This window comes from Paenibacillus sp. FSL H7-0714, assembly GCF_038003765.1.
Taxonomy (GTDB): Bacteria; Bacillota; Bacilli; order Paenibacillales; family Paenibacillaceae; genus Paenibacillus_AQ.
In genome coordinates this window covers 4,103,768-4,117,114 of sequence record NZ_JBBOPT010000001.1, presented here as the reverse complement: position 1 = coordinate 4,117,114, position 13,347 = coordinate 4,103,768, and the positions used below count along the sequence as shown (strand labels likewise).

Annotated in this window: 11 protein-coding genes; 10 read left to right on the top strand and 1 reads right to left on the bottom strand. The window is 43.0% G+C overall.

Annotation, left to right across the window (positions count from 1 at the left end):
• Positions 1-57: 57 nt before the first annotated feature.
• The 6 genes from miaB to NST34_RS18330 all read left to right on the top strand — a co-directional run bounded on the left by miaB (position 58) and on the right by NST34_RS18330 (position 5,923).
• Positions 58-1,644: a tRNA (N6-isopentenyl adenosine(37)-C2)-methylthiotransferase MiaB gene (miaB, locus tag NST34_RS18355; RefSeq protein WP_042188958.1), complete on the top strand. Its 1,587-nt coding sequence runs from the start codon at positions 58-60 to the stop codon at positions 1,642-1,644.
• 13 nt (positions 1,645-1,657) lie between these two features.
• Positions 1,658-2,122, top strand: coding sequence for a RicAFT regulatory complex protein RicA family protein (locus NST34_RS18350; RefSeq protein ID WP_445667671.1), 465 nt, complete (start codon positions 1,658-1,660; stop codon positions 2,120-2,122).
• A 165-nt stretch (positions 2,123-2,287) separates the two neighbouring features.
• Positions 2,288-3,058, top strand: coding sequence for an NUDIX domain-containing protein (locus NST34_RS18345; protein WP_042128449.1), 771 nt, complete (start codon positions 2,288-2,290; stop codon positions 3,056-3,058).
• 30 nt (positions 3,059-3,088) lie between these two features.
• Positions 3,089-3,628 carry a cysteine hydrolase family protein gene (locus NST34_RS18340; RefSeq protein WP_341061031.1) on the top strand — a complete coding sequence of 180 codons (540 nt, stop codon included), beginning with the start codon at positions 3,089-3,091 and terminating at the stop codon, positions 3,626-3,628.
• A 52-nt stretch (positions 3,629-3,680) separates the two neighbouring features.
• Positions 3,681-5,132 carry a nicotinate phosphoribosyltransferase gene (locus NST34_RS18335; protein ID WP_076283476.1) on the top strand — a complete coding sequence of 484 codons (1,452 nt, stop codon included), beginning with the start codon at positions 3,681-3,683 and terminating at the stop codon, positions 5,130-5,132.
• 101 nt (positions 5,133-5,233) lie between these two features.
• Entirely contained in the window at positions 5,234-5,923 is a 690-nt protein-coding gene (locus tag NST34_RS18330) for a DUF6273 domain-containing protein (RefSeq protein WP_341128496.1), read from the top strand.
• Positions 5,924-6,027: 104 nt separating this feature from the next.
• Here the strand turns inward: NST34_RS18330 and NST34_RS18325 are convergent, their stop codons facing one another.
• Positions 6,028-7,371 carry an amino acid permease gene (locus NST34_RS18325; protein ID WP_076283478.1) on the bottom strand — a complete coding sequence of 448 codons (1,344 nt, stop codon included), beginning with the start codon at positions 7,369-7,371 and terminating at the stop codon, positions 6,028-6,030.
• Between the two features lie 322 nt (positions 7,372-7,693).
• Between NST34_RS18325 and NST34_RS18320 the strand changes: the two genes are divergently transcribed.
• From NST34_RS18320 to NST34_RS18305, 4 genes are all read left to right on the top strand, one after another.
• Positions 7,694-8,704, top strand: coding sequence for a 2-oxoacid:acceptor oxidoreductase family protein (locus tag NST34_RS18320; RefSeq protein WP_341128495.1), 1,011 nt, complete (start codon positions 7,694-7,696; stop codon positions 8,702-8,704).
• 25 nt (positions 8,705-8,729) lie between these two features.
• Positions 8,730-11,036, top strand: coding sequence for a thiamine pyrophosphate-dependent enzyme (locus tag NST34_RS18315; protein ID WP_341128494.1), 2,307 nt, complete (start codon positions 8,730-8,732; stop codon positions 11,034-11,036).
• Between the two features lie 78 nt (positions 11,037-11,114).
• Positions 11,115-11,819 (top strand): hypothetical protein, encoded by a 705-nt coding sequence (locus tag NST34_RS18310; protein ID WP_341128493.1) that lies wholly within the window; start codon positions 11,115-11,117, stop codon positions 11,817-11,819.
• Positions 11,820-12,606: 787 nt separating this feature from the next.
• Entirely contained in the window at positions 12,607-13,347 is a 741-nt protein-coding gene (locus tag NST34_RS18305; RefSeq protein ID WP_076283482.1) for a LytR/AlgR family response regulator transcription factor, read from the top strand.

Genomic DNA, 13,347 nt, shown 5'->3' with positions numbered 1-13,347 from the left:
TTATATTAGGTTAAAACATCAATAAGCTACATTTTAGATAGAGGACGTGAAAACAGCATGACTAAGGGGAACCATAACTCACCGGACTTAAAATCCGGCAAGGGTTCGAAAGATTATTCGAAATATTTTGATTTTAGCGATGCGAAGGTAATTAGTGAAGAAGAAGGTAAGATTACTTATCGGATTAAAGGAAGAAACGTTCAAATTAATAGCCAGCCTGATTATAAAGAAGGAAAACGGCGTGGCAAGGAAGAAATAGAAGTGCATTATGATTTCGAGATTCCTGAAGAGATGCAGAATTTCGGAGTAGACAAATATTATCATATAACGACTTATGGCTGCCAAATGAATGAGCATGACACGGAAACGATGAAGGGCCTGTTGGAACAGATGGGCTACAAAAGCGTCGATGATCGGAATCATGCGGATCTCATTCTGCTCAATACTTGTGCGATTCGCGAGAATGCCGAGGATAAGGTGTTTGGAGAGCTTGGTCACCTTAAGAACTTGAAGATTGAGAAGCCAGGTCTTTTGCTGGGCGTGTGTGGCTGCATGTCGCAGGAGGAAGGCGTAGTTAATCGAATTATGTCTAAGCATGGATTCGTGGATATGATCTTCGGTACGCATAATATTCACCGTCTGCCACACCTCATTAAAGAAGCTGTATTCAGTAAAGAGCTTGTGGTGGAGGTATGGTCTAAAGAGGGCGATATTATTGAGAACTTACCGAAAAAACGTGAAGGTATGCGGGCTTGGGTAAACATTATGTATGGCTGTGATAAGTTCTGTACGTACTGTATCGTACCTTTTACACGAGGAAAAGAACGCAGCCGCCGTCCGGAGGACGTCATTGCTGAAGTAAGAGAGCTAGCGCGTCAAGGATTCAAGGAAGTGACTTTGCTGGGGCAGAACGTAAACGCATACGGTAAGGATTTTACAGACATCGATTACACCTTTGGTGACCTAATGGATGATATGCGTTTAATTGATATCCCGCGCATCCGCTTCATGACATCGCATCCACGTGATTTTGACGATAAATTGATTGAAGTACTCGGCAAAGGCGGCAACCTGGTGGAGCATATCCATCTGCCGGTTCAATCGGGAAGTACTGCCGTACTTAAGAAAATGAGTCGTAAATATACTCGTGAAGCTTATCTGGAGTTAGTTCGTAAGATCAAGATAAGTGTGCCTAATGCGGTATTAAGTACCGATATTATCGTTGGTTTCCCTGGTGAGACGGATGAGCAATTCGAAGATACTCTTTCGCTAGTGCGCGAGGTTGGGTATGATATGGCATATACGTTCATTTATTCACCTCGTGAAGGTACCCCTGCAGCTGCTATGGAGGACAATGTACCGATGTCAGTGAAGAGCGAACGTCTGCAAAGACTCAATGATCTCATTAAAGAGAATAGCCGGATCATTAATGACCGTATGCTAGGTGAAGTCGTCGAGGTACTGGTAGAAGGCGAGAGTAAGAATAACTCGGAAGTCCTTTCTGGCCGTTCCCGTGCGAACAAGCTGGTCCATTTTGAAGGTTCGAAGGAGCTTATTGGCACATTTGTAAAAGTGAGAATTACAGATACCAAAACATGGTACATCAAAGGGGATATTGTGGCAGAAGCTGCTGCTGTTCATTAATCATCACATACGAATGGGGAGATGGCTTGTGAGTACAGAGGAACAACGTTTGAATAAATATGGAATGAAGACTTATAATACCCGTGACTTGATCGTACGCGAGGATATTATGGGTAAAGCCAAAGAACTGGCTACATTGATCTCGACAAGTGAAGAAGTAAAGCATTTTCAGCAGGCTGAGCAAAAAATCCTGAACCACGAGCGTGTACAAGGTCTGATTGCAACGATTAAGAAAAAGCAGAAGGAGATTGTCGCCTTCGAAAGCTTTAAAAATAAAGATATGGTAGCCAAGATCGAGCGTGAAATTGAAGTGTTGCAGGATGAAATTGACGGCATTCCAGTCGTGAACGAATTTCAGCAGAGCCAGAGTGACATCAATTATCTACTCCAGCTTGTCATTTCCGTGATTAGAGATACCGTTTCGGAAAAAATAAATGTGGAAGCCGGCACCGAGGCGCCTCCGACCACATGCGGATAACCCACACTCAGTTTAGGGGGCGGATGCAGATCCGCCCCTTTAAGTTTCACACTATACATAATCCTAATCTTTCTATGTCCAGTTGTTGATTTTAGAAGTTAAGGTTTGGTACATTTAAAGATACGATTTAGTAAAATTATAGCTTCGGAAAAGGATGGGGCAAATATGAGCGAAAATGGGGAACAAACCTATAACGCCAAAAAATATCGTACACCGGACGGAGTTCCGGCCGACATCGTAATGTTTACACTGACCAAACGCGAACGTAAGACGGTCACGAAGACGCTTCCCTTACGTGAGCTTAAGGTAATGTTAATTAGACGAAAGAAATGGCCATGTGCTGGAATGTGGGCTCTCCCAGGCGGATTCTGTCAGGAGGATGAGTCCATTTATGCTGCGGCTACACGTGAACTCAAAGAAGAGACTGGTGTAGATGGTGGTCATTTGGAATATCTGGGCGTTTACAGTACACCAGGTCGCGACCCTCGCGGATGGATTATCAGTCATGCTTTTTTTGCCCTTGTAGAAGAATGGATGTTGGAGCAAAGACAAGCTTCGGATGATGCTGGCGAGGTAGGTTTATTTACGTTGCAGGAAGCACTTGAAGAGCTGGAGCTCGCTTTTGACCACCATGATATCATCAAGGATGCATACTTGCGTATTCAACAACAAATGCTTCAGACTACGATCGCAAGACAGTTTTTACCTAGACATTTTACCCTTAGTGAGCTCTATCAAGTCATTCAAACGGTAGTGCCGGAATTTAAGGAACCGAATTTTATTCGTAAAATCACTTCAACACGTAGTCGTCAGGGTATATTAAAAGAAGTAAGAGATGAAGAGGGGAATGCGCTTAGTTCAAATCAATACTCCCAGCGTCCCGCACAGCTCTATATGTTCACAGATCATGAGCCTTTGTTATCCATCTACACGTAGTGGCTTAAATCAGGAGAGGGGATTAATCTCATGAGAGCACTAATAGTGATCGACTTTACGAATGATTTTGTTAACGGAAATCTGCCGGTTGGCCAGCCAGCCGTAGATATCGAGCCTAGAATCAGCCAATTAACGTCGGAGTTTGTCCAAAGTGGCGATTTTGTCGTTATGGCCGTGGATTTACATGAAGAGAATGACCCTTACCACCCGGAGAGCAAACTTTTTCCTCCTCATAATATACGCGGGAGTGAAGGACGTGAGTTGTTCGGAAGTTTGAAATCTGTGTATGAGCATAACCGCGATTCCATCTATTGGATGGACAAAACGCGTTATAGCGCTTTTTGTGGAACTGATCTGGAAATCAAGCTGCGGGAGCGTGGCATTACTGAACTTCATTTAATTGGGGTCTGCACCGATATTTGTGTACTGCACACAGCAGTGGATGCATATAACAAAGGGTTTGCAATTATTGTGCACGAAGATGCAGTTGCCAGCTTTAATCCAAATGGACATACTTGGGCGTTAGAACATTTCCGGGGAAGTTTAGGAGCAGACGTTGTTAAGGCATAATACTAGAACAGAACATACACATATAGCAGCGTAGATATTAGGAGATGAGGACTTGAGAAGAGAACTTGCGCTACATACGGATAAATATCAGATCAATATGATGTACGCTCACTGGGTGAATGGAACTCATAAACGGAAGGCTGTATTTGAGGCTTATTTCCGTAAGCTACCTTTCGGTAACGGCTATGCTGTGTTCGCAGGGTTAGAGCGTATTGTTGGTTATATCGGCGGCTTGCGGTTTACCGAAGATGATATCCGTTATTTGTCTGAGCAAGAAGAGAACTATGCACCCGCTTTTTTGGAGGAACTGTTGCAGTTTCATTTTCAGGGAACCGTTCATTCGATGAAAGAAGGCGCTTTGATTTTTCCAGATGAGCCATTAATCCGTGTGGAAGGGACAATTATGGAGGCTCAGCTGGTGGAGACAGCCATTCTGAACTTCATGAACTACCAGACGTTGATCGCTACTAAGGCTTCACGAATTAAGCAGGTGGCTCCGAATGACATCTTGCTGGAGTTTGGTACCCGGCGTGCGCAAGAAGCAGATGCAGCGGTGTGGGGGGCTAGAGCAGCCTATATTGGCGGCTTTGATGCTACTTCTAACATGCTCGCAGGCAAAATGTTTAGTATTCCGACCAAGGGAACACATGCACATTCCTGGGTTCAGAGCTTTGGCAGCGAGCAGGAGGCTTTTGATGCCTACGCTAAGGTGATGCCGGACGAAGTTACGCTATTGGTAGACACCTTTGATACACTCCGTAGTGGTGTGCCTAATGCAATCAATACAGCTAAGAAGCTTGAGGCACAAGGTAAAAAAATGGTCGGTATCCGTTTGGATAGCGGTGACTTGGCTTATCTATCCCGTCAAGCGCGTAAGATGTTGGATGATGCTGGCCTGGATTATGTGAAGATAGTCGCTTCCAACGATTTGGATGAGAACACGATCATGGATCTGAAGCTGCAAGGCGCAGCGATTGATACGTGGGGTGTGGGTACACAACTAATCACCGCCTCTGACCAGCCCTCTCTGGGTGGCGTCTATAAGCTGGTGGAAATTGAGTCCGCTACTGGAGAAATGATCCCGACGATCAAGATTTCTTCCAATCCTGAGAAAGTATCTACGCCTGGCAAGAAGGACGTATTCCGGATTATCGGTAAAAATGGCAAAGCGCTTGCGGATTATATCTGCTTTCCAGAAGAGGAAGCTCCACGTAACGGTGCGCGGTTGAAGCTGTTTAATCCGCTGCATCCATACATGCATAAGTATGTCGAGCGTTACGAGGCATTGCCTATGCTAGAACCGATATACGTTAACGGATTTCAAGTGTATACTTTGCCGGATTTGAATGAGGTTCGACGTTATCATCGGGAGCAAAAGGACCTATTCTGGCCGGAGTATCAACGTAAGCTGAATCCCGAAGTATATCGGGTGAATTTGAGTGAAAAGGTCTGGACTAGCAAGCAGCAATTAATCGCTGAGCATATACGACCGGATATTGAATAGATTTTGCAGGATTAATTCTGTCAACAGTGTTAACGCGGGAGAGGGATATACCCGCGTTTTTTTTGTTTTTTCAGAGGCTTGTAAATAAGGAGGAGAACTTAATGGAAAAGGGGAAGCTTGCTTTAGCGCCGAACAGGAACGTTAAGCCAGGCGAAATCATTACTTTCGGTAAGTATTCACAATCGAAGGATGGTAAAGAGCTGCCGATTGAATGGCGTGTTCTCCATAATTCAGATAGAGAACTGTTCGTTTTGAGCGAGTACATTTTGGAATGTAAGAGGTATCACGGCAAGAGCGCAGATATTAAATGGCGTGATTGCGTGGATATTACGTGGCACGACTGTGATTTGCGTGAGTGGCTGAACGATGAATTCTATAACAGCGCATTCAATGCTGCCGAGAAGGAATTAATAAAGACGACCCGTTGCTCAGATAACGGAGAGGGTACCCCAGATACAGAGGACAACGTTTTTTTGCTTAGCGTTGATGAGATAAAGGCATTCTCAGAGATACACGGAAAAGAACTACGGCGTGCAGTTGGCACGGAATTTGCTAAAATGAAAAAGCACGATGGATGCAGCTTATACGTATATGATAAAACGGATAAAGATAACTATATAATCAAAGACGGCGAAGAGGTTGGCTGCTCTTGGTGGTGGCTGCGAACACAGGGAAACAAACCTTCGCGTGCGTTTTTTGTCGGACCGAGTTACAGTATTCGCAGCTATGCGAATGTCAGTGTAGCCCGTGACGGCGTCCGTCCCGCTATGGTAATTAATCTTCCACGATAAAAAGACAAGCGGTTTAGAGTGGCAACAGTCAAGAGGCGTACCCCTATTCACATTAGTGAAGAGAGATACGCCTCTATTTAATAAATCGGTCCGAGCTAATACTTTTAATTCTTTTTCTTAAATTTCACGAAGGACCAAATCGTAAGCATCAACAGAACTGCTAGGCATGTTCCTATACTGATACGGTTCTGAACATCGAAGAGAAAAGAAACCGCGATAACAGTTAAACAAACCAGTGTAACAACGGTTATATAAGGGAATCCCCATACCTTAAAGGTTGGTTCTTTCGGATAAGATTTTCTCAGTTTAAGTTGTGACATACAAATGCTGATCCATACGAGAATAACCACAAAGCCTGGAACCGCCATTAGCAAACGGAACAATCCATCCTGGGCGAAGTACGCTAACAAGGAACCAATAACAAGAACAACGGCACAGAGCTTCAGACTGTTGATGGGTACACCTTTTGCAGAGGTTTTTGCCAAGCTGCGTGGTGCTTCGCCCTGTGACGCCATAGAGTGCAGCATCCGAGTGGCGCCATAAATACCAGAATTGGCCGCAGAGAGCACCGCTGTAATTAGAATAAAGTTCATGATGTGATCGGCACCCTTAAGTCCTGTTGCGGCTAATACCTGAACAAACGGGCTTGTATGCTCATTCAGTTGATTCCAGGGTATTAATCCACAGATGATTAGGATCGGTAAGGTATAGAACAGAATAACGCGCAGAATGAAGCTTTTGACAACCTTAGGTAAGACCTTCTCTGCATCCTGTGTCTCCGTCAAGGTTAGCCCAATCAACTCTGACCCACCGTAGGAGAACATGACGACAAGAAGGGCAGAGAAAATGGGGGCCCAGCCTCTCGGGAGAAATCCACCATAGTCTGTAAAGTTGTGTAAGTAAGGCGTAGCCTCAGACATAGGCAACAGTCCAAAAATTAATGAGCTTCCTAAGATAATGAAGATGATGATCATTGCGATTTTGATCCCGGCTAACCAAAACTCCGTTTCTCCATAACCACCTACACTCATCATGTTGATGCCGATAATTAAAGCGCCACTTGCAAGACTGAGCAGCCATAAAGGAACATCCGGTAACCAGTATTGCAAGAAGCTGCCTGCTGCCAGCACTTCAATCACACAAACGGTCAACCACATGAAGCAATATAACCAGCCCACGATAAAGGAGAGTCGTTCTCCAAAAGCCTCACGTATGAAGTCCTTCATATTCCTATTCGGGTACACCGTAGCCATTTCGGCTATTGCCCCCATGACCACTAAGAGTAGCAGGCCTGCTAATACATAAGTAAGAATAACCGCAGGTCCGGCAATGCTTATGGTCTCAGAACTTCCTTTAAAAATCCCCGTACCGATTACTCCGCCCATCGCCATAAAGCTGATATGCCGAGGAAGCAATTTCTTCTGTAATGATGCTTCGTTTGACTTCACAATTAATGCCTCCTAAGCTGTCTTCGAAAAATTACACCAAGCATCAGTTTATCCTGAAACGGACTAGTTGAAAAGTAAAAATAACACACATTTTTATGAAGAGGCGCGACTTTTCACTGGAGTGTGATATTTATCATGCAGAATGTGATGAATTTAACATCTTAATTTTTAATTTTATTGCTAAATAAAAGTAGCTAAATAAGCTTAGGTAACACATGGAAAATGCAAGATTTGTCACTTCGCGACTTGCAAAATCAAGATACAATCGTTGAAAAAGTCAAAAGGATATTATACTGATGACATTCTGAAAGGGGCTATGTCGGTGGTACAGATACCAAAAGTGAACGAACTCGGATTTTTTGAGATTCGTCTGGAATCAATTGGAGGGCTAGGCGCGAACTTAGCTGGTAAAATGCTTGCAGAAGCAGGCGTTGTCGGTGCTGGAATGAATGGAGTGAGCTTTTCATCCTATGGTTCTGAGAAAAAGGGATCAGCGGTAAAGGCACATATCCGTTTTTGTGATTTGAACACACATATTCGTGACACTTCACCGGTAGAACGACCTCACGTCGTAGGCATATTCCATGAAGCGTTGGCAAAGACCGTCAACGTGACTAGCGGAATTTATGATCATAGCACGGTGCTAGTGAACTCGGCTAAGTCGCCAGAAGAATTGAAGTCCTCCCTGAACATGATGGCAGGAACTATAGCTGTCGTTGATGCTACATCGATCGCATTAGATGAGAAGAACCGCGTAAACATGGCAATGTTAGGTGCGTTGTTCCGGATGTGTGATTTCTTGGATCCTGAAATTATGAAGGGTGTTATCGAGAAATCACTTGGCAAAAAATATCCACAGGCTGTTCAGTCAGCACTAACTACTTTCGAACGTGGATTTAATGAAGTTACCTTCATGCATTTCCCATTACCAGAAGGTGCGATTATGCCTGAGTTCGTTCGGTCCGATATTTCGGCCTTAGGTTATGAAACTCAGCCTATTGGTGGTACCATTACGAATCCTGGCAGCAGCTTTTTAAAGAATCTAAGCATTTCAAGATCCGGTTTATTGCCTCATTTTAAATTAGAGGATTGTATTCATTGTGCGCAGTGCGATACGGTATGTCCTGATTTATGTTTTGTTTGGGATGAGCAGCCTGATAAGAAGGGACGTCCGCAAATGTTCCTGCAAGGCATTGATTATCAATACTGCAAAGGCTGCTTAAAATGCGTAGAAGCTTGTCCTACAACGGCTTTGTCTGGCGAACGCGAGGAAGATGGCTACGCTGAGAGCCATACGGTCCGGCATATTTTTGATCTTGTTACTGAGGCTTAATTAACGGAGGAAAGGTGGAACACACGTGGCTATTGATTATGAAAAAGAAATAAGCTCTACGAAGGTTGAGCAGAAATTCCTATATGAATCCGGCAATGAAATGGCAGCTTATGCTGCCCATCAAATAAATTATCATGTCATGGGTTATTTTCCGATCTCCCCATCGACAGAAGTCGCTCAATTTCTAGATACCATGAAAGCGAACGGTCAGCATGATATTATGCTTATTCCATCAGATGGCGAACACAGTTCTGCAGGAATCTGTTATGGAGCTTCGACGGCTGGTGGACGTGTATTTAATGCTACCAGTGCTCAAGGTTATATGTTCATGCTAGAGCAATTGCCGGTACAAGCTGGTACACGGATGCCTATGGTAATGAATTTGATCTGCCGTTCGATATCCGGTCCGCTTAATATTCATGGTGACCATTCTGATTTGTATTTTGCGCTAAATACGGGCTGGCCGATTCTGATGTGCCGTGATCCACAATCCGTTTATGATATGAATCTGATGGCACTTAAGCTTGCTGAGCACGCCAAAGTGCGTCTTCCAGTAATGGTAGCATCAGATGGGTATTTTACTTCTCACCAGAAACGTCGAGTACAGGCATTTACTCACCGTGAGGATGTTCATAAATTCGTTGGCCCACAACCACCGGTAGGCTTCACAGATACACTAGACCGCAATAATCCAGTTACCGTAGGTCCTTACATGAACGAACCTGATTATATCAACAACCGTTATCAGCAGTCGGTAGCGATGTATAATGCGGGTGAAGTCTTCGAAGAAATTGCTAAGGAATTCGCTGAATTGACTGGACGCCACTATCCAATGATCGAAGAGTATCGGATGGAAGATGCGGAAGTAGCCGTATTCTTGATGAACTCTGCCTCAGAGATTATTAAAGATGTTGTGGATCAGCTTCGTTTGCAAGGGATCAAAGCAGGTGCAATTTCGCCGAATATGATTCGTCCTTTCCCGCAGAAGCAAATGGCTGAAGCGCTGAAAAATGTTAAGGCAATCACCGTAGGCGACCGTGCGGATTCGGTTGGTGGTCACGGCGGTAATATGGTAAATGAGATCAAGGCAGCCTTGTTCACCTATGGTAACACTACTACAAAGGTAATTAGCCGTATTTACGGGTTGGGCGGTAAGGACTTCTACGCAGAAGATGGTCATGCATTCTTCCAATTAGCATTGGATGCCGTTGCTGCAGACCGTGTTGAAGTTCCATTTGACTACTATGGTCACAATCCAGGTGCACCGGACAAAGCGCCACAGCGTCTATTGAAGCCGATGGACTTTGATTCGCTGAAGACAGGATTAATTACGGTTAAACAGGATGAAGCAACAGGGAAATTAAGTGTGCGGATACCCCCACTGCGCAGCTTGACGAAGAAACCTAAACGGCTTGCACCAGGTCATGGCGCTTGTCCAGGCTGTGGGATTTTCTCAGGACTGGAGACGTTCTTCAAAGGCATCGAAGGGGATATCGTAGCGCTTTATCACACGGGTTGTGCGATGGTAACAACTACGGGTTATCCATATTCTTCTCATAAATCTACGTTTATTCATAACCTGTTCCAAAATGGTGCAGCTACCTTATCCGGTGTCGTAGAAATGTTCTGGGAACGCAAACGCCGTGGTGAATTGGACGGACTTGGGCTTCAAGACGACTTCACATTTGTAATGGTAACTGGTGATGGCGGTATGGACATCGGAATGGGACCTGCAATTGGGGCTGCACTACGCGGTCACAAAATGATTATCGTAGAGTACGATAACGAAGGTTACATGAACACAGGTGCACAGCAGTCCTATTCCACACCACTGGGTCATCGTACATCTACATCCAGCATTGGTAAGAATCAGCAAGGTAAAGTTACACAGCATAAGGATACTGCGCAAATCATGGCAGCTACTAACATTCCATATGTCTTCACAGGTTCCGAAGCTTACCCGCAGGATCTTGTGAAGAAAGCGGCAAAAGCACAATGGTACGCTCAGAACGAAGGACTTGTGTACGGTAAAATCCTGATCGCATGCCCACTGAACTGGATGTCTGAGGATAAAGAGGGTACCAACATCGTTTCGCTGGCTGTTGAATCTTGCTTCTTCCCTCTATATGAAGTGGAGCACGGTTCTACGAATATTACGTACAATCCAGAGGATAAGGGCAAACGCGTTGAGCTCTCCGCTTGGTTGAAGACAATGGGCAAAACCCGTCATTTACTGAAGCCTGAGAATGAGCCGGCTTTACGCAGCTTCGAGGCAGAAGTGGAGCGTCGCTGGAATCGTCTGAAAGCGAAACATGAGCATCCTGATTTGTAAAATATAAATGATAAAACACCCGGCAGATTCGTCTGTCGGGTGTTTTGTATATAATGAAAGAAGGGAGGACTGATACTATTGAGCTGGATTTTATGGACCTGTTTTTTTGTTTCATTACTGTTGTCTTATTTGGATCAGCGAAAGATATTAAAGTTAAAAGACTGGGTGATCATAATTGCAGCTTTTTTACTTTGTGAATTGTATGTCGATTTATTTGGATTACTGATTCCTGTGGGTTTTATCATGGGCTTGATTTATATGAATAAAAAGAAAAAGTTTCTTTACGCAAAGGCGCTAATGTTTGGGTTGATTACCGTCTTCGTCATTTTCTATACCCCTAAGATTAGTTTTCAACAAATCAAAGCGCTTTCGGAGAGTAACAAATATACGGAGCAATTTAATCAGGTTAAAGCCGTTTCTAATTTTAAAATTGAATCAGATGTTAACAATGTACTTCAGAAGGCAGCAAATCATTTAAAAGATAAAAATCCAAACTCAGAAATACCTGTAGACGATCCTCATGTAGTCTTCAGTATATGGGTTCTCCAACACAGAAATGTAGCTCTTCAAGATTTAGATTGGTTATGGTACAAGGCGCCGTTAGAATTACATTATTATTGGCAAATTAATCGTCCCGATCCATTGGTTACTCTTGAATATGTTGTATTTAATGAGGTTGGGTACATGGGTGTTTTTGAAAGAGAGCATGAAAAAGAACCCTATCATCTCCGAACGATCTATGAGTTTGACCGCCTTAAAACATGGACTCCGATGATTCCCTGATTCTGAGTTTAACAAAGATAAATCGTGAGCACCGACTCACAACCTAGAATGGAATTTATTTCTCATAGTCATACAAACCTTTCGCTAGACAAAAGAAAACTGCAAATGTGCATCTTTTTGCGCAGATTTCTTCTTTTATTAGGTGGAAACCTGCGAATATACAGGAATATCCGTACTTATGACACGAAGACTTATTCTTAAGCAATAATTACTGTGAATTTGCAGGAATCTATACTTTAGTCCGCCACGTATCATTTAAAGATGTACTTTTGCAGGTTTATTCGACATTTCGTCATTTAAAGTGAGCGATTAGTCGACCCAGCGGTGGATTTGATTAACTGCGCTTATAAGCCGCTTAACAACGGTCTCTCGATTTGCCATAAGGACTCAATGAAAACGGACAGGATCTTCGTACACATAAAGATGCCATCATCTCTGTTAATTTTTCCTCTCCAGCGCTCAGAACTTCATCTGAGGTAGGGAACGTCAACAATGTTTTCAAAGATACAACAGAATGTAAACCCCCAAATAGACCCTTATATTCAGGAAATACCTGATCTAAAACAGCTTGGAATTGCAGCTTAACTCCATATGGATGTTATAAAAAAGACATTCACAATACCTCTGAAAATGGGTAAGATGCAGTCAAGGAAATATTCGTTCATGTGGTGTTGAGGGATTTTAATTTGCATTTCATCCAAAAGCTATCTATACAAAGTCAAAAGGTTGTATCATGTTTATATGGAGTTTTAGAATAAAGGTATAGAAAATGAGAGGTGTATTATTTTTGTATAGAGTGGCTATTTGCGATGATGAGGAAAAACAAAGAGAGCTTGTCAAAAGTATCCTGATTACTTTGTCGATAAAGACTAATATAGATTTTGAAATTGAATTATTCGGCTCGGGAGAGCAATTGGTATCCCATTATGAGCGCTTTGAAACTCCATTCCATATTTTAATTTTGGATATTGAAATGGGGGGGATAAACGGGATTCAAACAGCCCGAAAAATAAGAGAGTTAAATAACCTAGATGAACAAATTATTTTTCTGACAAGCTATCCTGAATATATGGTGGAAAGTTTTGATGTCATGACATTTCAGTATTTGATAAAACCCATTGCTCCTTCGATCTTGGAGGAGAAAATGATCAAGATATGCCAATACTTTCAAGCACTTGATAAAAAGTTTATGGTTATCAAGTCAACCTATGAAGAAATCGTTTTAAAATATGATGACCTCATTAGTATTCAAGCTGCCAAAAGCTTAACTATAAAAAGCAAACTACATTTTACGACCACTAATCAAACCTATGAAAGCAAAGGCATCATTTCAGATTATGCTTTGGCCTTAAAAGACTGTAACTTCTTGCAAATCCATCGTTCTATTATTATTAATCTGCTTCATGTGAAGAAATTTTCTAGCGGAGTTGTTCTAATGTCCAATGGGTTGGAATTACCCATAGGTCGTTCTAAAATTAATGAGGTTAAAGATACTTACACCAAATTTATGATTATGAAGGTCGATTGA